Source organism: Paraburkholderia sp. HP33-1 (assembly GCF_021390595.1).
GTDB lineage: Bacteria > Pseudomonadota > Gammaproteobacteria > Burkholderiales > Burkholderiaceae > Paraburkholderia.
The window spans coordinates 813,128-837,391 of the sequence record NZ_JAJEJR010000003.1 but is presented as its reverse complement, the minus strand read 5'-3'; the positions used below and the strand labels follow the sequence as shown (position 1 = coordinate 837,391).

Annotated in this window: 18 protein-coding genes and 3 pseudogenes; 10 read left to right on the top strand and 11 right to left on the bottom strand. The window is 62.3% G+C overall.

The window, feature by feature from the left end; translation table 11 throughout:
* Positions 1-18: 18 nt before the first annotated feature.
* Both L0U81_RS30780 and L0U81_RS30775 read right to left on the bottom strand, forming a co-directional pair.
* A complete protein-coding gene (locus tag L0U81_RS30780; RefSeq protein WP_233809507.1) occupies positions 19-915 on the bottom strand; it encodes an aliphatic sulfonate ABC transporter substrate-binding protein in 897 nt (298 codons plus the stop codon).
* Positions 916-1,009: 94 nt separating this feature from the next.
* Positions 1,010-2,338 (bottom strand): annotated as a pseudogene (locus tag L0U81_RS30775) (LLM class flavin-dependent oxidoreductase).
* Positions 2,339-2,664: 326 nt separating this feature from the next.
* On the opposite strand from L0U81_RS30775, the gene L0U81_RS30770 reads away from it, so the two are divergent.
* The 3 genes from L0U81_RS30770 (at position 2,665) to L0U81_RS30760 (ending at position 5,664) form a co-directional block, all read left to right on the top strand.
* The gene (locus tag L0U81_RS30770) at positions 2,665-3,606 is read left to right on the top strand and encodes an acetaldehyde dehydrogenase (acetylating) (RefSeq protein WP_267957347.1); all 942 of its coding nucleotides are present in this window, start codon (positions 2,665-2,667) and stop codon (positions 3,604-3,606) included.
* 14 nt (positions 3,607-3,620) lie between these two features.
* A complete protein-coding gene (gene dmpG / locus L0U81_RS30765) occupies positions 3,621-4,643 on the top strand; it encodes a 4-hydroxy-2-oxovalerate aldolase (RefSeq protein ID WP_233809505.1) in 1,023 nt (340 codons plus the stop codon).
* A 226-nt stretch (positions 4,644-4,869) separates the two neighbouring features.
* Positions 4,870-5,664, top strand: a complete 795-nt coding sequence (locus L0U81_RS30760; RefSeq protein ID WP_233809503.1) for an IclR family transcriptional regulator — start codon at positions 4,870-4,872, stop codon at positions 5,662-5,664.
* Between the two features lie 158 nt (positions 5,665-5,822).
* On the opposite strand, the gene L0U81_RS30755 is transcribed toward L0U81_RS30760, so the two are convergent.
* From L0U81_RS30755 to L0U81_RS30730, 6 genes are all read right to left on the bottom strand, one after another.
* Positions 5,823-6,590, bottom strand: a complete 768-nt coding sequence (locus L0U81_RS30755; protein ID WP_233809501.1) for a 3',5'-cyclic-nucleotide phosphodiesterase — start codon at positions 6,588-6,590, stop codon at positions 5,823-5,825.
* An 8-nt stretch (positions 6,591-6,598) separates the two neighbouring features.
* A complete protein-coding gene (locus tag L0U81_RS30750) occupies positions 6,599-8,821 on the bottom strand; it encodes a CHASE2 domain-containing protein (protein ID WP_233809498.1) in 2,223 nt (740 codons plus the stop codon).
* A gap of 11 nt (positions 8,822-8,832) precedes the next feature.
* On the bottom strand, positions 8,833-11,049 hold the full coding sequence (locus L0U81_RS30745; RefSeq protein WP_233809496.1) for a SulP family inorganic anion transporter: 2,217 nt from the start codon (positions 11,047-11,049) through the stop codon (positions 8,833-8,835).
* Between the two features lie 55 nt (positions 11,050-11,104).
* Positions 11,105-11,665: a FecR family protein gene (locus L0U81_RS30740; RefSeq protein WP_233809494.1), complete on the bottom strand. Its 561-nt coding sequence runs from the start codon at positions 11,663-11,665 to the stop codon at positions 11,105-11,107.
* Positions 11,666-11,821: 156 nt separating this feature from the next.
* Positions 11,822-13,555, bottom strand: coding sequence for a ShlB/FhaC/HecB family hemolysin secretion/activation protein (locus tag L0U81_RS30735; protein ID WP_233809492.1), 1,734 nt, complete (start codon positions 13,553-13,555; stop codon positions 11,822-11,824).
* Between the two features lie 20 nt (positions 13,556-13,575).
* A complete protein-coding gene (locus tag L0U81_RS30730; protein ID WP_233810075.1) occupies positions 13,576-15,768 on the bottom strand; it encodes a two-partner secretion domain-containing protein in 2,193 nt (730 codons plus the stop codon).
* 702 nt (positions 15,769-16,470) lie between these two features.
* Between L0U81_RS30730 and L0U81_RS30725 the strand changes: the two are divergent.
* The 3 genes and pseudogenes from L0U81_RS30725 to trpS all read left to right on the top strand — a co-directional run.
* Positions 16,471-16,716 (top strand): annotated as a pseudogene (locus tag L0U81_RS30725) (DDE-type integrase/transposase/recombinase); the annotation flags it as partial.
* Positions 16,712-16,879 carry a hypothetical protein gene (locus L0U81_RS30720; RefSeq protein WP_233809490.1) on the top strand — a complete coding sequence of 56 codons (168 nt, stop codon included), beginning with the start codon at positions 16,712-16,714 and terminating at the stop codon, positions 16,877-16,879. The pseudogene L0U81_RS30725 and the gene L0U81_RS30720, both read left to right, overlap by 5 nt.
* Before the next feature lie 16 nt (positions 16,880-16,895).
* The gene (gene trpS, locus L0U81_RS30715) at positions 16,896-17,912 is read left to right on the top strand and encodes a tryptophan--tRNA ligase (protein ID WP_233809488.1); all 1,017 of its coding nucleotides are present in this window, start codon (positions 16,896-16,898) and stop codon (positions 17,910-17,912) included.
* Positions 17,913-18,086: 174 nt separating this feature from the next.
* On the opposite strand, the gene L0U81_RS33885 is transcribed toward trpS, so the two are convergent.
* From L0U81_RS33885 to L0U81_RS30705, 3 genes are all read right to left on the bottom strand, one after another.
* On the bottom strand, positions 18,087-18,299 hold the full coding sequence (locus L0U81_RS33885; protein ID WP_442793468.1) for an ESPR-type extended signal peptide-containing protein: 213 nt from the start codon (positions 18,297-18,299) through the stop codon (positions 18,087-18,089).
* 729 nt (positions 18,300-19,028) lie between these two features.
* Complete coding sequence (locus L0U81_RS30710; protein ID WP_233809486.1) at positions 19,029-19,703, bottom strand: response regulator transcription factor; 675 nt, start codon at positions 19,701-19,703, stop codon at positions 19,029-19,031.
* Positions 19,704-20,725: 1,022 nt separating this feature from the next.
* The gene (locus L0U81_RS30705) at positions 20,726-21,445 is read right to left on the bottom strand and encodes a response regulator transcription factor (RefSeq protein ID WP_233809484.1); all 720 of its coding nucleotides are present in this window, start codon (positions 21,443-21,445) and stop codon (positions 20,726-20,728) included.
* A gap of 508 nt (positions 21,446-21,953) precedes the next feature.
* Between L0U81_RS30705 and paaA the strand changes: the two genes are divergently transcribed.
* The 4 genes and pseudogenes from paaA to L0U81_RS30685 form a co-directional block, all read left to right on the top strand.
* Positions 21,954-22,952, top strand: coding sequence for a 1,2-phenylacetyl-CoA epoxidase subunit PaaA (gene paaA, locus L0U81_RS30700; RefSeq protein ID WP_233809482.1), 999 nt, complete (start codon positions 21,954-21,956; stop codon positions 22,950-22,952).
* 36 nt (positions 22,953-22,988) lie between these two features.
* Positions 22,989-23,273 (top strand): 1,2-phenylacetyl-CoA epoxidase subunit PaaB, encoded by a 285-nt coding sequence (paaB, locus tag L0U81_RS30695; RefSeq protein WP_233803764.1) that lies wholly within the window; start codon positions 22,989-22,991, stop codon positions 23,271-23,273.
* Positions 23,274-23,281: 8 nt separating this feature from the next.
* Entirely contained in the window at positions 23,282-24,103 is an 822-nt protein-coding gene (gene paaC / locus L0U81_RS30690; RefSeq protein WP_233803766.1) for a 1,2-phenylacetyl-CoA epoxidase subunit PaaC, read from the top strand.
* A gap of 16 nt (positions 24,104-24,119) precedes the next feature.
* Positions 24,120-24,263, top strand: a pseudogene (locus L0U81_RS30685) (PaaD-like zinc ribbon domain-containing protein); the annotation flags it as partial.
* Between the last annotated feature and the right edge of the window lies 1 nt (position 24,264).

The window sequence follows — 24,264 nt, the reverse complement described above, 5'->3', positions numbered from 1 at the left end:
AGACGCCTCGTGAGGAAGTTAGCGGATGTCGACGATCGCATCGCGCACGTCGACATGTCGCGGGATGACCCGCTCGCGGTAGGCCAGGTCAGCTGCATCCTGCCGCGCCTTGACCACCTCATCCGTGAGCGGATAGTGGACACCCCATTCGAGTCGCGGCAGTGCTCTCGACCAGACATCGCGCCGGACACCCGTATTCTGCGACAGAAACTCCGCTGTTTGTGCCGGGTGCGCAAGTTCGGACGCCGTCTGCCTGTCGAGCACGTCGAATAGCAAACGCAGTGCTGAGGGATAGCGTCGGGCGAAGTCGCGCGAGCCGATATAGAAGCCGTATTGCGGGACCGACAACTGACCGATCGTGAGGATCGTGCGCGCACCCGTGGAAAGCTCGGTATCGGCATAGCGAGGATCGGGCACGGCCCACGCATCGATAAAGCCCCGTTCAAATGCAGCGCGAGCGTCGCTGTAATTCAGATAGACGAACTGGACGGACGTCACGGGCACGCCTGCGTCGCCGAGAGCTTTAAGCACGAACAAATGCCCTTGCGATCCTTTCGCAAAGGCGATCTTCCTGCCTTTCAGATCATCGATCCGCTTCACGGGAGACTTCGCGGGGACGATCAGACCATAGCTTTTCTGTAGCTTCGGTGCGAACGCAACATACGCCACGCCGGGTGCCGCACCCGCCTGCGCGAGAATGGGTGGCGTCGATCCGACTGCGCCGACGTCGACGTTCCCTGTGTTGATCGCCTCGACGAGCGGCGCGCCGTAGACGAACTCTTTCCATCTGACCGCGACGCCATGCGTCGCAAACGCTTTTTCGAGTTCGCCGGACGCGCGCAGCGCTACCAGCGGATCGCCTTTCTGAATGCCGATGTTGATTTCTCTGGGCCAGCTTGGATCTGCATGAGCCAAAGATCGAACGCTAAAGCAAACAATGAGCGTGAGGAAAATGCGCCACAACGTGCTGCGAAACGGCTGCATGATGGAAGTCGCCTCGCTGCGAGCGTCAGGGTGCAAAATGCAGATTCGTGGGACGGGCAAGACCGTAGTGACCGCGCAGTGTGCCGTCTTCGTAATCGCGCCGGAAAATTCCTCGCTTTTGCAGGATCGGAATGACGTGATCGACGAAGATGTCGAGTTGCGCCGGCAAAACCGGCGGCATGATGTTGAACCCGTCTGCGGCGCGGCTTTCGACCCAATCTTCAATCGCGTCCACGATGCGCTCAGGCGAACCCGCAAGCGTGAAATGTCCGCGCGCACCTGCAAGTTGCCGAAGCAGTGCGCGCAACGTCGGACGCTCACGTGCAACCAGAACGGTGATGACGGCGGCTCGGCTCTGCGCAGCCTGGACCGTTGACGGATCGGGAAAATCGTCGCGCGAGAGCGGCTGATCGAGTGGGAGCCTGCTGAAATCGTGTCCGCCGAAGCGATTCGACAGGCGGCTCAGACCCACGTCGATATCGGTGAGTCCGTTGAGTTCTTCGAGCAAGGCCTGTCCTTCTGCGTCGGTCGAACCGATCGCGGCGCTGAGGCCCGGCAGGATCACGAGTTCTTCTGCACGCCGCCCCTCTGCAGTCGCGGCGTATTTGAGTTCGGCGTAGAAATCGGCCGCAGACGCCTTGGTGAGATGCGCGGTGAAGACCGCTTCCGCATGGCGCGCGGCAAACGCTTTGCCCGTCGCCGACGACCCTGCCTGGACGAGAACAGGCCGCCCTTGAGGCGTGCGCGGCAAATTGAGCGGGCCCGCGACGCTATAGAAGCGTCCCTTCCAGTCGATTCGCCGCACCCGGCTGCGATCGAGGAATCGGCCGCTCTCGGCATCGTCGATGATCGCGTCGTCAGCCCAGCTGTCCCATAGCGCCTTAACGACCTCGACGAATTCGTCTGCCCGCGCATATCGCTCGGTGTGCTCTGGCGTGTGTTCCTAGCCGAAATTCGGCGCAGCGCCGCCGACCCACGAGGTCACGATATTCCAGCCGATGCGGCCGCCCGAAATATGATCGAGCGACGCGAACTGGCGGGCCAGATTGAATGGCTCCGTGTAAGTCGTGGAGGCCGTGGCGATCAGCCCGATCCGCGTCGTTTCCCGCGCGAGCGCTGAGAGCACCGTAATCGGCTCGAGGGCGCCGCTTGCGACGTGGCGCGCGCCATCTCCGAGTTCGAGCGTGTCGGCCAGGAAGATCGAATCGAAACGGCCCGCCTCCGCTCGCCTGGCCAGATCGGCGAAATAGCTGATATCCGTCAGCGCCTTGCGCGTCGCGCCAGGATGACGCCAGCCGGCTTCGTGGTGCCCGCGGCCGTGTATGAAAAGATTGAGATGAATGGATCGGGACATGGACGCTCTTTGTCGTGGCTGTTAGGCGTGCTCACGGATTGATGACGGGAACTCGCCAATTCTATTGATAGCGGCAAGCGGCTCAAACGAACAAAGGCAGATATCGATATCACGTGCGAAGCAGTGCGTGGTGCTGTTGCGTAGATGCTTTCATTCTCGATGGCCCTGAAATTCTCAACATGCGAGAATTATTCTCATATGTTGATAAATTCGACGCCTCGGGGTAATCTTCGGCGACGCTCGCGCGGTATCGAACCCCGCAAGACCACTCATCCCCCGGAAAAGACACAAGGGCCGGCAGCAACACGTCCCCCAAGGAGGCTCAATTGGTGACAAGAAAACTCAAGGCCGCGATCATCGGATCGGGCAATATCGGCACGGATCTGATGATCAAGATCCTGCGCCATGGCAAGCACCTCGAAATGGGCGCGATGGTCGGCATCGACCCGGCCTCCGACGGGCTGGCACGCGCCGCCCGCATGGGTGTGCCAACCACGCATGAAGGCGTGGAAGGCCTGATCAAGCTGGCGAACTTCGCCGAGATCGACGTCGTTTTCGACGCCACTAGCGCTGGCGCCCACGTAAAGAACGACGCCCGCCTGCGAGAAGTCAAGCCGGGCATTCGCATGATCGACCTGACCCCAGCGGCAATCGGCCCGTACTGCGTCCCGGTGGTCAACCTGGATGACCGCCTCGATGCCCTGAACGTCAACATGGTCACCTGCGGCGGCCAGGCGACGATCCCCATGGTTGCGGCGGTGTCGCGCGTGGCGAAGGTCCACTACGCCGAGATCGTGGCGTCGATTTCCAGCAAATCGGCTGGCCCGGGCACGCGCGCCAACATCGACGAGTTCACCGAGACGACCTCGAAGGCGATCGAGGTGATCGGCGGCGCGGCGAAGGGCAAGGCCATCATCGTGCTGAACCCGGCGGAGCCGCCGCTGATCATGCGCGACACCGTCTACGTGCTGAGCGCCGCCGCGAACCGGGTCGAGGTCGAAGCCTCCATCGAGGAAATGGCCGCCGCCGTGCAGCAGTACGTGCCCGGCTACCGCCTCAAGCAGAAGGTGCAGTTCGACGAGATCCCGGCGAGCGCTCCGCTGAACATCCCCGGCCTCGGCAAGTTCAGCGGTCTGAAGACCTCCGTGTTCCTGGAGGTGGAGGGCGCCGCCCACTATCTGCCCGCTTACGCCGGCAATCTCGACATCATGACTTCCGCCGCCCTTGCCACCGCCGAACGCATGGCGCAGGCCGCACTGACCGCTTGAGGAGACACCCCGCTATGCCCTTCAACCCCAGCAAGAAGCTCTACATTTCCGACGTGACGCTGCGTGACGGCAGCCACGCCGTCCGCCATCAGTACTCGATCCAGAATGTCAAGGACATCGCCCGCGCGCTCGACAAGGCCCGCGTCGACTCCATCGAGGTGGCCCACGGCGACGGCCTGCAGGGCTCCAGCTTCAACTACGGCTTTGGCGCCCACACCGACCTGGAGTGGATCGAAGCCGTGGCCGGCGAGATCTCGCACGCCCAGATCGCCACGCTGCTGCTGCCCGGCATCGGAACCATCCACGACCTGGACAACGCCTACAAGGCTGGCGCGCGCATCGTCCGCGTGGCCACGCACTGCACCGAGGCCGACGTCTCGCGCCAGCACATCGAGCGCGCCCGTGAGCTCGGCATGGACACGGTCGGCTTCCTGATGATGAGCCACATGACCACGCCGGAGAACCTGGCAGTCGAGGCGAAGAAGATGGAAAGCTACGGCGCGACGACCATCTACGTGGTCGACTCCGGCGGCGCGCTGAACATGGACGATGTCCGCGCCCGCTTCCGCGCCCTGAAGGCCGTGCTCGACCCGTCGACCCAAACCGGCATGCACGCGCACCACAACCTGTCGCTGGGCGTGGCCAACTCCATTGTCGCCGTCGAGGAAGGCTGCGACCGCATCGACGCCAGCCTGGCTGGCATGGGCGCAGGCGCCGGCAACGCACCGCTGGAAGTCTTCATCGCCGCTGCCGAGCGCATGGGCTGGGACCACGGCACCGACCTCTACGCGCTGATGGACGCCGCCGATGAACTCGTGCGCCCGCTGCAGGACCGCCCGGTGCGTGTCGACCGCGAGACTTTGGCGCTGGGCTACGCCGGCGTGTATTCGAGTTTCCTGCGCCACTCCGAAGTCGCAGCGAAGAAGTACGGCATCAAGACGGTCGACATTCTGGTGGAGCTTGGCAAGCGCCGCATGGTCGGCGGCCAGGAAGACATGATCGTCGACGTCGCGCTGGACCTGCTGAACAAGGCATAACTTGCCCGATAGCCGTGACGCCCCAACGGGACAACCGCTTGGGCGTCACGCAAAAATTATCCTGATGTACGGCGGCCTGTTTGTGATCGGCTGCGGCGGGATCTCGCTGATCGCCGTAGACGGGAAGTCGGACTGCAGCACAAAGCGCCTCTACGACTGATCCGGCGTCCGGTAGCACCCTCGCCAAAGCGCCGCCGAATACCCCGGCGGCGTTACACTTATCGGCATGACCAATACCTCCCGTCCCACCCCCACCCTCTCCAGCCAGACGCTTTTCCGCGGACTGGACGTGGTCGACGCCGTCGAGGCCGGCTATCAGACCGTGCAGGACATTGCGGACCACACCGGCCTGCCGTTCAGCACGACGCACCGGCTGGCGTCGGCCCTGGTGCAGGCCCGCTACCTTCAATTCGAGCCCCGGCGAGGCTACCGGCTAGGCGCCCGGCTCCTGGAGCTCGGTTTCGCCGCCTACCGCGATTCCGATATCACACGCAGTGCGCGGGCAGGAATGGAAGAACTGGCCGAGCAGACCAGGGACACCATCCACCTCGCCCAACTCGACGGCGACGAGATCATTTACCTCGACAAGATTGGTGGGCAGCGCCCGATCAGCGTCAATTCCCGCATCGGCGGCCGCAAGCCAGTCTGCTCGACCGGCGTGGGCAAGGCCCTGATCCTCGACGAGAACGAGGACAAGTGGAGAGTCCGCTACGCATACGATGCGAAGCGGGGCAACGTGCATGTTCCGCTTGATACCTGGCTCGCCGCCATGCGCAAGTATGCCGTGGGCGGTTATGCATTTGACGTCGAAGAAGACGCCCCGAGCATTTGCTGCGTGGCGGCGCCCATTCGGGATGCCAGCGGTCAGATCGTCGCGGCAATCAGTGTCACGGGGACGACCGACTACACCGACAAAGCGCAACTACGAACTCTGATTCCGATGGTACGGCGGGTCGCGGAGTCCATCAGCGAAAAGATTGGTGGCGTGGCGGTGGATCGGAAATTCGTCGGGCGGCGGTAGCACCGGAATCACAGCGCGCGGGGCCCACACCAGGACCGACTTCGCCGAACGCTGCGCGTGGTGCGGTGTACCAGTTGCTCATCCGGCGCCTGTTTGAGATCCCCGATCAATGCACTGAGTGCGCTTTGAGTGACTCCAACCTGCCCCGGATACAGACCTCACAACACGAACACCCTTCCCTCTTCGAGGGGATGCGGATCGAAACGGTGCAGCGCGGCGTCGAGTTCCTGCATGATCTGCGCCGCGTGCACTGGCTTGAGATGCGAAATCAGCAGTTCGGCATCGAACGAGACATCACGCAAATCCGAGGCGAGCAGGCTCGGACAATAGTGCTTCGCCGCGATCGCCGTCGCGCGATGCGCGTCCGGGTATGCCGTCTCGACAATCACATGACGCAGTTGCGGCATCGCGCTGACAATGGACCAGAACGCCGGATTCGTTGTCGTATCGCCGCTGAAAACAAGGCTGCCCGCACCGCTATCCAGCGCATATCCCACGGCGGGCACGACATGCTGTGCAGGTAGCGCGGTGAGCTTTCGCCCGCGCAGGTCCGTGCTGTGTCCGACCTCGAGCGCGGCAAACCGCACGCCCGGCGCCGCGGCCGACGGGATGACCGTGAAGTCCGGCCAGATCAGATTGTTGAACAGATGCGCGTGAAGGATGTCGAGCGTGACTTGCGGCGCGTGCACCGTCAACGGCTGCGTACGATATTCGGCGGCCGCGTCGACCATGAGCGGGAGGAACGCAATGTGATCGAGATGCGAATGCGTGATGAACACATGATCGATATGCGCCAGCTCGGCCAGGCTCAGTTGGCCGACGCCCGTGCCCGCGTCGATAAGAATGTCGTCGTCCACCAGCAGCGACGTGGTACCGCCGCCCGCGCCGCAAATGGCACCGCTACAGCCGAGAATTCGCACTTTCATGCTACGTCCTATTTGGTGTCGAAAGTCGTGATGCCATCCCAATCCGTGGCCACCCGACTCTCCCGTAACGCCATGATGCGCTCCTGGTAGAACCTGTAAAGACCACATTGCGGATGGTCCGCGATCAGCGCTTCCAGCAGCGCTGCCGCCCCGTCCCAGTCATGCAGCCGGTAGCGTTCCAACACCGCATGCCAGCGCGCGAGTTCGTCGCGTCGCGCGTCGCTGGCGTGCGCCCATGCTTCGCTGGACATCAGCGGCTCGAACAGCGCGACCGGCGTATTGCGCCCCGCCACCCGCACGCGGTCGATTTCCCGGAACACGACTCCACTCACACGCTCGCGGGTCGCCTCGCCGACGATCACGTCCACCTTGTAATGCCGAGTAAGCCCTTCGAGACGCGCCGCGACGTTCACCGCGTCGCCGAGCACCGTATAAGCCCTGCGCACGGTCGAACCCATGTCGCCAACCGTCATCGGCCCCGTGTTGATGCCGATGCCGATCGATAACGTCGGCCAGCCTCGCGCCTCCAGCGTGCTGTTCAACTCGACGAGCGCCGCGCGCATATCGAGCGCGGCGGTGACGGCATGGTGCGCGTGCTCGCTGTCGTCGACGGGCGCGCCCCAGAATGCCATGATCGCGTCGCCCATGTATTTGTCGAGCGTGCCGCGCTGCCGGCGGATCGCCGCGGTCATCGGGCCGAGGTATTCGTTCATCAGTAGCGCGAGCTGCTCGGGTTCCAATGCTTCGGCAATCGCGGTGAAACCCAGCACGTCGCAGAACAGCACGGTCAACTCGGCTCGCCGGCCGGTCATGCTGTAGCTTTCCGGATTCCGGCTCATCTCCTCGACCAGTTCGGGGGGCACGTATTGACCGAACAGCTTCGCGAACTTGCGCTTCGCCCTCGACTCCACGAAATACGCGTAAGACATGTTCAGCACGAACAAGGTGCCGATCGCAATCAGCAGCGAGGCGATCGGCAGCACCCAGGAACCGTAGCGCCACAGCGCGATGTCGGCGCCCACCACGGCGAGCGCCGTAAGCGCGCTCAGCAACGTCGCGCGTCCGGGCATCCTCCACGGCCACGCGAAGCTCATCAAGGCACCGGTCACGAGCAGCGCGATTGCCTCGAGCGCGCCGCTCGAGGCGGGCCGCGACAGGATCGTGCCGTCGAGCATGCCCGCGATCAGATTCGCGTGCACCTCGACACCCGGATACACCTCGCCGACCGGCGTAGTGCGCTGATCGACGAGGCCCGGCGCGGTCGTGCCGAGCAGCACAATCTTGCCGCGCAGTGCGCCCTCGGGAATGCGTCCCGCCAGCACGTCCGCGACGGAATAGTAAGGAAAACTACGTTGCACACCGCGCCAGGGCACGAGCGCCGCGCCGTTTTCGTCGACCGGAATCGAGACTGGGCCACGCGGCGAGCGCAGCGAGATGGCCGACAACGTGGAATCGGGATCGTCCGCGTCGGCGAAAACGGGCGAGAGCGCCGCGTCGTTCCACAGCGCGCGCACGACCGCGAGCGACAGCGCCTCGTAAATGCCGCCCTGATATTCGGTGACGAGCGGCACGCGCCGTACCGCGCCGTCGAAATCGATCACCGGATTGAAAAAACCGCCGCGCCGCGCGGCTGTCTGCAGGGGCGCCAGGTTGCCGCCGTGGCTGCTCCAGTCGAACAGCGTCATCGGATGGACGCCAAACGCGGTGGCGGGCAGCGCGGGCGCCGGTATGGCTCCGGAGCTGCTCGCCTGGTTCGCGAAGTAATAGCCGAGCACGACAGCATGCCCCCGCAGCGAGCGCGCAAGGCGCCCGTCGTAATCGAGCACGCTCGACAGGCCGCTCATGACACGCTGGAACGCCGGGTCGCCGCGCAGTTCGTCGCGGCTCAGGCGGTTCAGCAACGGCAGCCCCGAACTGTCGTCCGCTTCGGCGAAGACGATATCGAAGCCGAGCACCGCAGCGCCATCTTGCTCGAACAGCCGCTCGACCAGCGTGGCAATGCGCGCCCTGTCCCACGGCCAGCGGCCCAGTTGCGCGAGACTCGCTTCGTCGATGTCGAGAATCACAATCCGCGAGTCGACGGTGCGCGGCATCAGCAGCCGCACTTGCGCGTCGTAGATCATCGCGTCAAGCGAATCGATGAAGCGCACGGTGTAACGATGCAGCGCCTGCCCGCACAGCGCGAGAACGATGACGAGGCTGGCTACGTAGCGCAATCCATACCGTTTCATGACCACCTCGCCTAATACGCGGCGGCGCGGATCTGCTCGTTCGCGACGACCAGACGCGCCGCCAGCACGCGCACCACGAACGCGTGAAACTGCGCGGCCAGCGCCGGATCATCGGTTTCGAGCCGTTTGAGGGTCGCGAGCGTGAACCGCTCGACGACCGTCGGTACCTCGGCGACCACATCGGCGCTGCGGCGCGATCCCGTGTAGACGGCCATTTCGCCGACAATCGTGCCTGCGCCGAAACTGCGCAGCCGAATGGACCCGCCATCGTCCAACGTGAGCGCGACCATCACACGGCCGGAGTTGACGAAGTACACGGCGTCGCCAGGATCCATCTGACGGAACAGGCATTCGCCCGCGCGAAGCGTGATGCGTTCAAAGTGCGGACGCAGTGCGCTCAAACCGTCAGGCAGGTTCGCAACCCGGCCGGAGTCGGCGAGCGATGCGGGCGCGCCTTGCGCATTTGCCAGCATCTGATCCTCGATCCATTCAAGGCCGAGATCGAGGCTCGCGAATTCGCGCGCACCTTCGGTCAGAATGCCGCTTTTGCGAAACCACTCATGCAGGGTCGGCGGCAGGCCAGTCAGCACCAGTTGCGCGCCTTCGCGCGCGCAGGCCTCGCGAAGCCGCACGAAACTCGCCGTGCTGGACGCGTCGACACCATGGACCCGGCCAAAATCCACCAGCACATAACGCACCTTGGGCGCATCCGGCGGCCGGTGCGCACCCTTCGTTTCAATGCGCGCGCGGATATGCGTCAGGATCGAATAAGCGGTGCCGAAAAAGAGAAAACCTTGCAGGCCGATCCCATAGAGATAGCGAGCCTGCTGATCGAGCAACCCGTTCTGTTCGATCGTGCGTTCGACGCGCGAGCGCTGGCTGCTGCCGTTGAACTCGGCGCGAATGCAGTTCACGCGGCCATAGCGCACCACGAACAGCAGGCATGCGGCGACCACGCCCAGCACGACGCCCGCGACGATGCCGTAGCCCGCGATGATCGCCATGATCGCTGGGATCAGCAGGTAGTCGTGCCAAGGCAGGCGCTTGTAGGCGTAGAACAGCCATTCGATCAGCACAGCACCGCCGAGGTAAATCTGCAGCCCGATCATCACCGCTTTTGGAAACAGCGCGATCACGTCCGGTAGGCCGCCAATCAGTAGCACGCACATCAACGCGGCCAATACCCCAGCGCGCCGCGTCGTCGCGCCCATGCGCCAGTTCATCAAGGTGCGGCTTATCGACTGGCAGCCGGCAATGCCGCCCAGCAGGCCGGCCAGCAGATTCGCGACGCCCGCGGCGCGCAGTTCGCGGTTGAAATCCACGTCGTGCGACGTCGTCACGCCGATGCTGGTCGCGTTCAGCAGCATCGTCATCGCGGTGACGGCCGCGACCGCCAAAATTTCCGTCGCGCGTGACAGGATCGGCCCGAACCACACCTCGCGCAACTGCGTCACGGGCAGTCGCAGATCGCGAATCGACTCCGGGCTGAACAGCAGGCCCGCGCGGCGCGCGTCGTCGATACTGAGTCCGGACGCATGCAGGCCCACGTAGAACACAGCGATTCCGCACGCGATGATCGCTGGCACCACCGCCACGCGCTTCGACAGCCGGGTAACGACCAGCAGGCCCACACCGACGAGCAGCGCGGGCGCCACCGTGAGCCACCGCAGATGCGCCAGCAACGGCAGCGTGGCGAGCGTGATCGGCACACCCGTCGCGATACGAGCCGCACCGGAGAGAATCAGAAGTCCGGTGCCGGCCAGGAAGCCGCCTACCACCGGGAAAGGCACGTACTGAATCGCATTGCCGCGCTTCCAGCGCGCCAGTGCGAAGAGCAACGCACCGGTGGTGAGCGTGGCGAGCGCAATCGATACCAGTACCGTGGCGAGCGCCGCCGCGTCGTCGCCGCCGCGCGCGCGCACTTCCGAACTGATGCCTAGCGCGAGACCGGCCAGCAGCGCGGCCGGATTCGAGTCCGGGCCGCCGATCATGAACGGTACCGAACTGGTCAACGCGATCACCAGCGCAAAGACCACGCAACTGACCAGCGCAGTCGGCATGCCGATTTGCAACCATGGTTCGAGACCCGCGCTGAAAATCAGCGCACCGTAACCCACCGCATACGACAATGTCAGCGCCGCCCCCAGCGAGGCCGCCCCGATATCGACGCCCAGCGCCGACAGTTGCGCCGATGACGGACGGCGCGCCTCGTTCTTCATAACATCCATTGCGATTCACTCCAGCATAAGATGGCCGCTCGGCGCCGCCAGCCCGCGCAGCGGCTCACCGGCACGCAGCCGACGGCACCACCGGCGTCACAAGATTGGCAGGCAAGAGCCTGAACGACGCGCTCACGCCCGGCACGATCAATCCTTCTCCGGCGCTCACAGTGCGTTTGTCGACGGCATTGGCGACCACGATCTGACCGTCGTACACGACAATCTGGTCGCCTTCGCAATCCACGGCCGGGCTGCAATCCGTAACCGAATACTCGGTGCCGCGAATGCCGATGGTCGACGTCTGCGTCTTCAGCCGGTAGTTGTCCGCACTGCCCTCTTTGCCGACGAGACCATCGAGCACACGCAACCCGCCTTTGACCAGCGACAGGAAGCTGCGGTCCTTGCGTGCGTCGTTCGCCGCGTAGTTGAATTCGTCGACGCGAAATATCGAACCCGGCTTCAGGTAGACGCGCTGATGATCCGTGAACACCATCACCACTTCAGACGCGGCACCCGTTTCGACGGTGTCGCCGTTGGCGATCTCCGTGCCGAGCGCGGCGAGCCGCTTCGCGCCGCTGGCAGACTGAATCGCGACACTGCCCACCAGCGCCGTGACATTGGCCACGCTGGCGGCCGCGGCCGTTGCGCAGACCAACCAGAACCCGAGGCCAAGGCACGCGCTCCGCGCTCGCAGTGGGGCGGCGAACGGACCCGCTCGAGTGCGCCGGTTGCGCCGATTGGGAAGGAAGAGTCTCACGCGACTGTCTCCATGTGCCCCGCGTCAGAACGACTTCGCGAGAGTGGCCCAGACGCGGTTCGCATGGCCCGCGCCGGCAGTGGATGGCACGTACCCGAGCGTGTGCGCATACGAAACCTTCAACGAATAGTTGCCCGGTGCGTTCAGCCAAGCACCGACGCCCGCCCCTGACAGCCTCACGTGATTCGAGCCCGCCGCGTACGGGTGCACGACCCACGTGCCATCGCCCGTATCCAGAAAGCCGATCAGCGTGATGAGCACAGGCACGGCCGACTGCCGGATTGACTGCCGCAATTCCAGCGTGGCGACGTAGCCTTCGTCGACCGCGCCGACGCCGGTTGCATACGCGCGAACCGCAAACGGGCCGCCGAGTGAAATCTGCTCCGCTGAGTCGAGATTGCGGGAGCTCTGCTGCCCGTTCACGGACAGATAAAGCTGAGTCGAGCCGCCCAGTGCCTGGGTGTGGGTGAACGCGTAGACAAACTTGCTGAAGGCGCCGGCCGTCTGCGCGATGACCTCTTGCGGCGTGGCGTTGCGTTGGCGCAGATTGCCTTGTTGCCCGCTCACGTCGAAGCTGCTGAAGCTTGTCGCCGAGGTCAGATTGCCGGACAGCCTGAGCTGCGCGACGTCGCTGGTACGGTCATCGGCTGTGTCGAACGCGCCGAGGTCGTCCGCCAGGATCTTGTGATCGACGCCGAGCGTGACGAGCACATTCGCCACGTTCGTGCGCAGCAGCGGATAGGCGAAAAAGGTCGACACGACATTCGCGCTGCCGTGCGCGTCGAGAGAGCTGAACTGGCCGCCGACCACGTAAGTGGAGCGCGCGTAGCCGACGCCCCACGCCAGGCCGCTACCGCCGAGCGGGACGGTGTAGTCCACGTCGCCATAGGTCTGGCCGGTTACCGAAGTCAGCGCGCGCGCGGTAAGTCGATCGCCGAATCCCAGCGGATTGTTCCATTGCAGCGCGCCGACCAGGCGCGCAGTGCCGGTGCTCGATTCGCCGTAGTTATCGATCTGCACGCTGCCGGCCAGCGGCGGCGCGGCCGGAATCTCGAAAGCTAGATCCGACGTGCCGGGCGCCGCACCCGAGGACACCACAGCCTTCGCGCCGGTGGTGCCGCTCGCATCCTGCATCAGTAGCGTCGCGCGTTCGAGACGCTGTTCGTCAAGCACGTCGCCCAGCCGCGCCGCCGACGCGAAACGCGCCAGCACCGCGTCGCGCGTGCGCGACTGATTGACGATGCGGATCTCGCCGTAGTGGCCTTCGGCGATCGCGATCCGCACCACGCCGTTGGCGATTTCCTGCGGCGGCACGTAGGCCTGCGCAACCAGATAGCCATGCGCGCGGTAGTACGCGGTGATGCGCGCGGCGGCGGCGTCGAGGTCGTCGAGCGAGCGCGCTGGACCGGTTTCATCCTGGACCAGCGCGAGCAGCGTCGAGGTGGCGATGACCGTGTTGCCGCTCAATTCGAAACCGCTCACCGCAAAGCGAATCCCGCCCGGCTGCCCGGACGGAACCGGCGTCCTTTGCGGCGCGATCTGCAATTGGATGCCGGCCGGTGGTGGCGGCGGAATCTGCTGTTGCTGTTCGCGCAACACGCTTCCGGCATTCGGAAGCGCGCCTGGGCTCAGGTTCGGACTCACTTGCGCATGCAGTTCCGGCGCCCACGCCGGTAGCCACGCCGCGAGCGCCACAATGACCCGGCGCCTGCGCACGGCGCGATGCGCCGCGGCCATGCGGCGGGCCGGCCCGCGCATGCGGCTTGCTCGCTCATCGCTCATTTCCGGCATACGTTGCCGGGCCACGCATCAGGCGACAGGCTGTTGGACTGATCGCTCGCGACCTGCACGAGCGTCGCTGGCTGCAACGAAGCGGTCATGTTCTGCACGCGGGCGCCGCGCGCGAGGTCGGCGCCGGTTTGCGCGGCGACGGTCTGCCACGCACCGATCGGCGTCGGCACGCTCGCCGTGACGGCCGGCTCGGATGGCGTCGTGCCGGTGGGCGGCTCGGGCGGTGAAGGTGCAACAGGAGCGACCGCCTGCGTCACCTGCAACGTGGCGCCGCTTTGCGTGCTGACGCTGTAACCGGCCGGCTGCGTGCCGCCGGCCGTGAGGATCAGCGCGTAAGGGCCCACCGCGGCGTCTGCCGCGGCGCCGGCGCTCGCGAGCGTGTAGCTGAGCGGCGGGTGGACGGTGGCGCTATCGGTAAACGCATTGTCGTATTGCGCGCCCGCGTAACGCAGGCTGACCGACACGTCGCCAGCGTCGAGCTGGCGAGTCGTGCCGAATGCCTTGCTGATGTCGTTCGCCGTCAACGTCGCCTGCTGCATGGCGGCGAAGCCATAGCGATTACCGGTTGCCGTGAGTGCGAGGCTATCCATGCCCTGCATGTAAGGATCGCCCCACAACGCGAGGTTGCCGCTTTGCAGGCCGCCGAATACGTCGGCATCCGGACTTTGCGAATCGATCAGCCATCGCCCGTTCGGCGTCACGACGGCATCGGCGCCTGCATGATTGATGAAACTCGACGCGGACGCCAGCGTCACCGCCGTGCCCTGCGCCTGGCTCGACACCGGAGCATCGAGCGTGAGCGAAGTCGCGCGTAGCTCGGTCGTGCTGGTGGTCGTGACGCCGACCGTGCCCGCCACCGTGCCGACGACTAGCGGCATCTGGTCGTCCAGCGTGACGGACGCAGCCCGCGCAGCCAGCGTGCCGACCTCGTTGAACGGATGATCGAGCCGGTAGACGCCATCGCTGCCAATCAGCGCGAGGTTCGCCGCCGCGAGCGGCGCGTTCTGCGTGGCGATCGTGCCGGCGCTGAGCACCACGGTCGCGGCAGGCGCGTCGATCGCCTCGTTTATGGAGATCGAGTTGCGGGCAATCAGCGACAGCATCGTAGACACTCGCCATGCCAACGCGTCGTCTATCTCGATCGTTCCGTTGTGCTCCGACGTCGCCTGAACCGCGATGTTGTTGTCGCGAAGCAGACGCGACAGCGCGGTGCCCGTGATGTTGCCGCCGTTCGCGGCAATCGTGAAGTTCGCCGCCGAGATCAGCCAGTTGCCGGTCGCGCCGGAGCGCGACGCAGTGTCGACGCTCGCGTCCGAGCTCACGTTCACGCGTGCCCCGCTGGTTTCGATCGAGCCGCCGGCGCCGCCGTGCGGCGCGGAGGCGTCGAGTCTGCCGCCGACCTGCACCGTCCCGCCTTCGGCCAGCAGTACGATGACGCCATTCTGATTGGCGACGCTGTGCGCCCGGATCACGCCGCTGTTATTGACGACGCTTGCCAGCAATGCCCCTTCGGCGCGCGCCTCGAGCCAGGCCTGGCCGCCGTCGGTTTGAATGAGGCCGCCGTTCGATGCCAATGCGTCAAGCACGCCCTGATCGATGGACAACCCGAGCATTGCGTGATCACCTAAGGTGACCGTTACACGATCGCCCGCGGCCAACGCCGCGGTCCCGCCCGGCGCTATCACGGCGCCGCGATTGACAGCATGCGTGCCGATCAGCGCCACGTATCCACCAGGCGCGGCCTCGACGTGTCCTAAGTTGACGACCGCGCCGGACCGCGGCTGTCCTGCGAAAGCGTAACGCCCGCTGATGAAGTCCTGATTCGACAGATTCAGCGTCGAGGCAATCAAACCGCCTACGTTAACCTGCGCGCCGCTGCCGAACAGCACGCCATTCGGATTGACGATAAACACCTGGCCATTCGCGTCCAGCTTGCCGAGCAGGACAGATGGACTTTGACCCACCACGCGATTGAGAGCGATAGCGCTAGCATCGGGTTGTCTGAACGTGATGGACTCGTTCGCATTCGTGCTGAACGCATTCCAGTCGATCACAAGCCTGCCAGTGTTCTGCTGGATCGTGGTACTGTCGCCGGCCTTGACGATGCTGCCGGAGCCGGCTTCGATCTGACCGCAAAGCGGCGCGGCGTTGACTACCGCGGCCACCGAGCCAATCAGCATAGCCACAGCGAACGCGGAGAATCGTGACGTGCACGACCGTCCCCATGCATGAATTTCGCCCGTCATGATGTTCGGGTCCCCTGGCGTTGCCTTAAGCGAGCAGCACTCCGAATTCGAAGTGCGCCTTGACAATCAATTTGCTCTTTCTCGGGATACCTGATTATTAGGCTTTCTTGATTCCCGAGGTTGGCCTATTACTCATTCTATTGACACTGAATAGCCGCATCTTGTGTCTACACAACGGCCGCCGAAAATCTAACACAACTCCTCGTTCTTCTGAATGGCTGCATCGGACAATCTAGCTCGATCGCATTGTCCAATGACAGCACATTCGACGCTCAACCGCATGCCTAAAGGCTGGCACGCTTAATCGGCGCTATGTGCGCAGTGCCACACAATGATTCAAACAGCTGCACACAAGCATTGATCGGACAGTCAGTCGCCTTTAAGCGCCAACCATGAATTGACCGATAAGCGACCCTACAAATTACCGGACGCGACTTCGATAACCAATTTAAAAAATTGAAGGAACTCAAATTAGCCCGAAAGTTTCTCGGCCTCGAGACTGAAGACGCGCAATGTGGCAAAAAACACTGACGATCAGCTGCTTCTTCCTCGTCACGGGTACGCTCGGAGCGTGGAAGAGTTCGCAGTTTGAGCGTTTTTTCTTTTGCCAGACTTTTTAGATGATCATTCGCAAAAAGAGAGCGGCGCGATAAGACGGCCGCAAAGCGCCCTTTTCGGCGAGCGCTGCGATCAAAACCGGTACTGCGCAACATCGTTACCGATCAACTGCACAGTTATTCCGCAGCGAAGGCAGATATCCGTGAACTCGCGCAGGTCAAACACACTTTTGTCAAAGCGGCTGCGCGCACAAACAGCCGCGCCTGGAATAGCCACCAACTGACCCGCAGGCGCGAACGCCAGATGTGCGGCGTTCGCGATGCGCTATACTTTTATCTATGGATATGAAACCGATCTCGCTGAAACTGCACGGTTGGTGGCACGCCTGAATCCGGCGGCCCAGTTTCCTACGTATATCGCAAACGTGATGCCGCCAGCCCTGGCGGCATTTTTGTTTCAGCGTGCCGACGGCTGGTGCCATCAATAATATGAGGCTCCAGTCCATGAAGTACGCAAACCGTCCTACCATCCTCACTGGCGACCGGACTACCGGCCCGCTTCATCTCGGCCACTATATCGGTTCCTTGCGCGCCAGGGTTCGGCTCCAGGATGAAGCACAGCAGTTCCTGCTTCTCGCGGACACACAGGCGTTGACCGACAACGTCGGCCGGCACCAGAAAGTAACCGAGAATGTCATTGAAGTAGCGCTCGATTATCTTGCTGTTGGCATCGACCCGGCGAAGTCCACCATCCTCATCCAGTCGCAGGTGCCGGAATTGGCGGAGCTGTCTCAGTATCTGCTCAACCTCGTGACGGTCGCGCGTCTCGAGCGCAACCCCACAATCAAGGAGGAAATTCGCCTACGCGGATTCGAGCGTGACATCCCTGCCGGCTTCCTGACGTATCCGGTCAGTCAAGCGGCTGATATCACTGCGTTCAAGGCGACGCACGTGCCAGTGGGCGATGACCAGCTACCGATGATCGAGCAGACCAACGAATTGGTGCGCCGCTTCAACAACACCGTCGACCGATCTGTACTGGTCGAATGCGAGGCTGTGCTGTCACAGGTCACTCGATTACCCGGCATCGACGGCAAAGCCAAGATGAGCAAATCTCTAGGAAATGCCATCACTCTGGGTGCCACTCAGGACGAAATCACGACGGCGGTCAACAACATGTATACCGACCCGAATCACTTGCGAGTCAGCGACCCGGGTCGAGTAGAGGGTAACGTCGTGTTCGCGTTCCTCGATGCGTTCGACCCCGATGTACAGAAAGTGGACGAGCTCAAATCGCACTATCGTCGCGGGGGACTGGGCGATAGCGCGGTCAAGCGGGTGCTAAACGAGCGACTCCAGTCACTTATCGAGCCGATTCGTGCGCGCCGTCGCGAGCTGGAGGAAGACCGGGGCGAGGTGCTCGCGATCTTGCGTCGCGGTACGATGCGTGCGCGGGAAGTGGCCGGAGAGACGCTGTCGGAGGTCAAAGGCGCGCTGGGCTTGAACTACTTCCAGAGCTGAGCGGCTGCTTTCGACTACGTCGCACTTGCCCACGCAGGTGACAAGCGACAGCTACCTGGGGAGAACTTGACGATCGGAATCCGCGCGGGGGGAGCGTGACCGGCTGAAGCGGACCGGTCAGCGACCACTCGCGCGAGACACCATCTGGTCCCGCGGCTGTCACATAGCCTTTAGTCAACACCTGGCTCGCGAAGCCCCCGCATTGTTCGTTACGTCAGTACCCACGGCCAGGTTATTGGCGAATGCCGTTCCGGATGAGGCAAGACACGCTACTCCGGTTACGACAGCCACGGCATGCGCGACTGCCATCCCAATCGCACGGGGGGATTTATTCGGCTTTCCGCGTGACGACGCATGCTCTGACACGACCACCCACGAACCACTCACTTCATTCGAGATGCCGATACGCGACTTGTTTTTAATATAACCTTCTAAAAAATAGTGAACGTTAGATTTCTGTTTATTCGTTTAGAATTACACCCCCACTGTCTTTCAGGAAATCGGGTGTTCGGCCTATATAGTCATTTGAAATGGGCTGCAAGCGTGCCAGATGCAGATCTGATAGATGCTTTCAACTTTCATTAAATTCAGATCGATCAATTTATCCTGCAACAGGATCCATTATTTTTAATAAAAAATAGATGCAGACTTAAAGAATTATTTAATTTTGCCAAGTTATAAAATCGAGTCAAGAAAATAACCTGTGGATGACCAGATTTCACAAAAGCTCGCAAATTTTTTCATCTACAACGCAGAAGAATCGGGCCGGAAAGCGGAACAAAATTCTGCCGAGCCTGGAGAATTTTCGGTGCTCCGAGGCGATCGTTTAAATTGATTCGATATTTTATATTCTCAAACCGAAGCGAATAATTCAACGCAAAAACCCGATAAATAGAGCGATGATTACCATAATTTTTAATACGACCGACAACTCTTCGCATTTTGGAAATTGGAAACTCCACCTTCGCTAAAATCCCCCCTGAATAGGCCCGGTCCGAATCATAAGTTCGCAATTTAGACCTATTGACCACCCCGAATAGTCAACACCATCGCATGAATCGACCAGTCAGATTCAGGTCGGTTTTCCTGTGTCGACATCTTCCGAGGTTGTATCTGCTATGAATTTACTGGCTCCGCGGTCGACACCAATCCGCTCTCTATTCCATAACGCACCAAGTCAGCGTCTCGTTCGATACTTAGTTTGAGCATTGCCGAGCTCTTTTGCGTACTTATCGTTTTTTTACTGCGACGCAAAAGCTCAGCAATTTCAGTAACCGACATCCCGGACACGAAGAAGCGCACGACTTCCAGTTCGCGTCGGGTCAATAGGGAGCCGGCCGTGCTACCGCGAGTGCCCGGCTTGATCGCGGCTGCAATCGCTGCCATTCGCGGCGACAGGTAGCGGCCGTTCGCGTACGCGGCATGCACCGCGATCGTCAGATTACTAATCGGATCCGCCTTGCTGAAAATACAGCAGTTCCCCGACTGCATCAGCAGGCGCAAAACCACCGGATTTTCCATCATGCTCAGCACAACCAGCCTGACGTTCGGATAGCGCTGGTGAATGGCAGAGAAAAGCGCCAGTCCGTCGCCGTAACTTCCGCCGGGCATCACGTAGTCCGAGACCACCACGTCGCAGGGCGAGTTGGTCAGTGCGGCCATGAGTTCAGTCGAATTTCGCGCCGTGCCAACCACGGAGATCGTACTGCTTCTTTCGAGTTCGTATCGCACACCTTCGAGTATCACTGGATGATCGTCGGCGAGTATTACGCGGATCGTGGATGAGGTCATAGTCGACTTTCGTGGTAATGGCAACTAGCGGCGTTCAGGCCACCTTGAAAATTGCGGGGGCGGCCCTAGCGATCAAGACAGGTTTCGAGAAGCGCGACGGGTATAGGGGTAAAGCGTCAGCGGGAATAACCATCGTCGGAGGATTGGGACATTGTTGGCCACGCTAACGTCAGCAACCGCGCCCGAATCACCTCATTGCAAAGCCGCGGCAACACAGCTTTCGCCTGCTTGCATGCAGATAACTTTAGTGAGTCGCAAAGCATCGAATCATCGCCTCGCACTCAGACTGTCCCGACCCTGTCGATTGCCCTGGACGGTCCGCTCAAACATCCGTGCGACAAGTCTCTGCCGCCAGTTTCTGCTGCACCGCCCGCCTTATTGCCGAAACAGCCATCATCACGCGGATAAGGCGCTGCTGATCGCAGAGCACTGCAGGTCATGACGGAATTCAAATTGAATTTCTCCGAGGTGCTTCTCATGCCATGTCCTATCGGACGACGGCAAGGGGTAGACTTTATTTCTGCGCCCTTCCATCAGTAATAGGCGCAGTCCTATAAATGAGAAAAATTCAGAAAATGGGACCAGGCCTAGCTTCGTGTTCGACGCGGAATAGATAGGGAATCGGACAGGACATGTTCTTCATCCCAGTGACGCGCGACACGCTCGCCCAACGTGTGTCGCCAACCAGACGGATTCACCTGGTTCACGAAGTGCGGAGCAATGCAGGACAAATACAGCGCCCCACACTTGAAGCAACCATATATCGAGTCGAAGGCTACTCGATAGTCACGATGGCTCAGCACAATTGCCCATGCCAGAGTAGTCCTTCCGGATCGTCATCGAGCGACAGCCGGGCCTATGCGACTGTGAAAGTCAAGTTCCCGGGCTCGCACCTGTCAGGCATGCGATCGTCGCAGCAACCATCCGGTCCAACAATGGCTGCCGGTCCACGGGAACGCAGGTATCCCATGAGCGCTTCGGGTATGTAGATTTTTTGAAAAGCGCAGGATCGCTTCCCGTGCTCAATCTGTGGAGGGAGGACTGTCCGAAGTTTTCTGCGACGAAGTCACCATTCCATTTTCCAATGCATATCGGAACAGATCAATTTCTCGTTCAATGCCGAGTTTTTCCATCGCCTTCGATTTCTGAGTGCTGATGGTTTTCTTGCTGCGACACAACCGCTCGGCAATCTCGTTCACTGTCAGGCCCGATGCAAAAAGACGCACAACTTCCGATTCGCGCTGACTCAGGACGTCCGATGAGCCCCTGCCGCGGCGGTTCCAGTCTATCGACTTGACGATCTCGTTGATCGTCGGCGAATAGTATTTCGCGCCGTGATAGACGGCATGAACGGCGGGGATAAGGTGGGTGACAGCATCGGACTTGCTCACGATGCACGTGACACCTTGCTTCACTAGCGCACGTATTACCGCCGGGTTGTCCAGCATGGTTAGGACAACGATCTTGATGTCAGGATACCGGCGATTGATCAGCGAAAACAGAGCAATTCCATCGCCGTATTCGCCCGCAGGCATCGCGTAATCGGATACGAGAACATCGCATTGTGTGCTCGATAGAAGCGCGATTAGCTCAGTCGAATTCCTGGCTGTACCTACCAGCTGGATGGTCCTCACCTCTGAAAACTCATGTTCGATACCACTGAGCATGACGGGGTGGTCATCAGCGAGTATGACCCGAATTTCGGACGCGACCATGTTGTCAACATCATTGAAATGGGACATCAATATGATAGCCACCACGACGTATATGTGCTCAGCGGGTTTACCTTCACATTACGCGATCCCTCGCTTCCCTTTGGCCAAATACATGAGGCGTTTAACTCACCGCGCCGGAGTGTTCCGTCTTCGTCTTCGTCTGCGACTTCTTCTTCGACGGAACTCAATCAGATGAGCGCGCTGTTGACTTCGCTCGAAGCACAGCTAGCTACCGCAGGCGTCCACGTCAAACATTGACATCGCGACCGATCGGCCTCGAAGCGGCGCGCCTTGAACAACTGAAGCACGTGAGAGCAGATCCTCCTTGGTTTTGACGCGGCGCAATCCGCCGCCCTTCCCTTGCCACGCGAGCGCCTTGAGTTCTTCAAAGCCTTGCGTAAGCGTTCGCGCGCGCGACGAAATGCTAAGGGTATCCCGATGCTATTCCGCTCATCCACCGACAGTAAATTTCTATTGACCGACCGGTCGGTTAATTTATACTGCGTCAACTTGCCACTCTTTCTGGATGGTGCCGATGTACACGCAATCCCTCGATATCCCCGGCCATGTCGCGCTGCCCGACGCGGCGGCGGATTCGCCCGAACAGGCGCGCTTTGACGCGGTCATGGCCGCCGACGGCAAGATCGAGCCGCAGGACTGGATGCCCGACGCGTACCGCAAGACGCTGGCGCGGCAGATCTCCCAGCATGCGCACTCGGAGATCGTCGGCATGCTGCCCGAGGGCAACTGGATCACGCGCGCGCCGAGCCTGAAGCGCAAGGCGATCCTGATCGCCAAGGTGCAGGACGAAGCCGGCCACGGGCTGTACCTGTACAGCGCGGCCGAAACGCTCGGCGTCTCGCGCGACCAGCTCATCGCCGCGCTGCATGCGGGCAAGGCCAAGTATTCGAGCATCTTCAACTACCCGACGCCCACCTGGGCCGACGTCGGCGTGATCGGCTGGCTGGTCGACGGCGCGGCGATCATGAACCAGATCCCGCTGTGCCGCTGCACATATGGCCCGTACGCGCGCGCCATGATCCGCATCTGCAAGGAAGAGTCGTTCCATCAGCGCCAGGGGTTCGATGCGCTGCTCGCGATGATGGCCGGCACCGAGGCGCAGCGCGAGCTGGTCCAGCAGGCGGTGAACCGCTGGTGGTGGCCGGTGCTGATGATGTTCGGCCCGAGCGACAGGGAGTCGGTGCACAGCAACCAGTCGGCGCAATGGGGTATCAAGCGCATCACCAACGACGACCTGCGCCAGAAATTCGTCGACGCGACCGTCGGGCAGGCCCGGGTGCTCGGCGTCACGCTGCCCGACGCGGACCTCAAATGGAACGCGGCGCGCGGCCAGTACGACTACGGCGCCATCGACTGGGACGAGTTCTGGCGCGTGGTGAACGGCGACGGCCCGTGCAACCGCGAGCGCCTCGCGACCCGCGTGAAGGCCCATGAAGACGGTGCATGGGTGCGCGAAGCCGCGCTCGCCCACGCCGCCAGGCAGCGCCAGCGCGCGCAGCAGCACGCGGCCTGAGTGGCCCGGCACAACAGAGCAATCAGGAGATCAGCAATGAACAGGGAATGGCCGATTTGGGAAGTGTTCGTGCGCAGCAGGCAGGGACTCGACCATAAACACTGCGGCAGTCTGCACGCCGCCGACGCGCCGATGGCGCTGCGCATGGCGCGCGACGTCTACACGCGCCGCCAGGAAGGCGTGAGCATCTGGGTGGTGCCGTCCGCGGCGATCACGGCCTCCGCGCCGGAGGAGAAGGCCGAGCTGTTCGAACCGGCGGGCGACAAGATCTATCGCCACCCGACGTTCTACACGCTCCCCGACGAAGTCAACCACATGTAGGCGCGGCCATGTCCACTACGTCCACCACGTCCATCACGCCCGACCATCTGCAGTACGTGCTGCGCCTTGCCGATACCGCGCTGATCCTCGGTCAGCGCAACACCGAGTGGTGCGGCCACGGCCCGATCCTCGAAGAGGACATCGCGCTGTCGAACATGAGCCTCGACCTGATCGGCCAGGCGCGGCTGCTGTACACGCACGCGGCCGCGCTCGAGCAGCAGCTCACCGGCCGCGCGCGCACCGAAGACGACTACGCGTACTTCCGCGCCGAGCGCGAGTTCGCCAGCTACACGCTCGTCGAGCTGCCGCATTACGGGCCGCTCGCCGCCACCGCGCAGGCGCAGAAGGACTACGCGGTCACGATCGTGCGCAACTTCCTGTACGCCACGCTGATGAGGCATCTGTGGCGCGCGCTGACGCACTCCAGCGACGAACAGCTCGCCGCGATCGCCGCGAAGTCGGTCAAGGAAACGCAGTACCACGTGCATCACGCGGGCGAGTGGCTGGTCCGTTTCGGCGACGGCACCGACGAATCGCACCGCCGCGCGCAGGCCGCGCTCGACTACCTGATGCCGTACACGTACGAGTTCTTCAGCGCGGACGCGGTGGAAGACGCCATCGCCGCGGCCGGCATCGGCCCGCGCACCTCAGAACTGGAAGCCGCATGGCTCGACGACGTGCGTGCGACGCTCGACGAAGCCACGCTGACGCTGCCCGCGGCGGTGAGGCACGTGACGACGGGCAAGCACGGCGAGCATTCCGAACACATGGGCTTCGTGCTGGCCGAGATGCAGAGCCTCGCGCGCCAGCATCCGGGCGCCAGTTGGTGATCACGCGATGACGACCCCGACCGCCCTGCCCGCCCCGTCCTGCCCGCGCTGCGGCTCGGCGCACACCGAGCGGCTCGCGCAATTCGGCTCGACGGCCTGCAAGGCCCTGTATCGCTGCCTCGACTGCCGCGAACCCTTCGACTACTTCAAACCGTACTGAT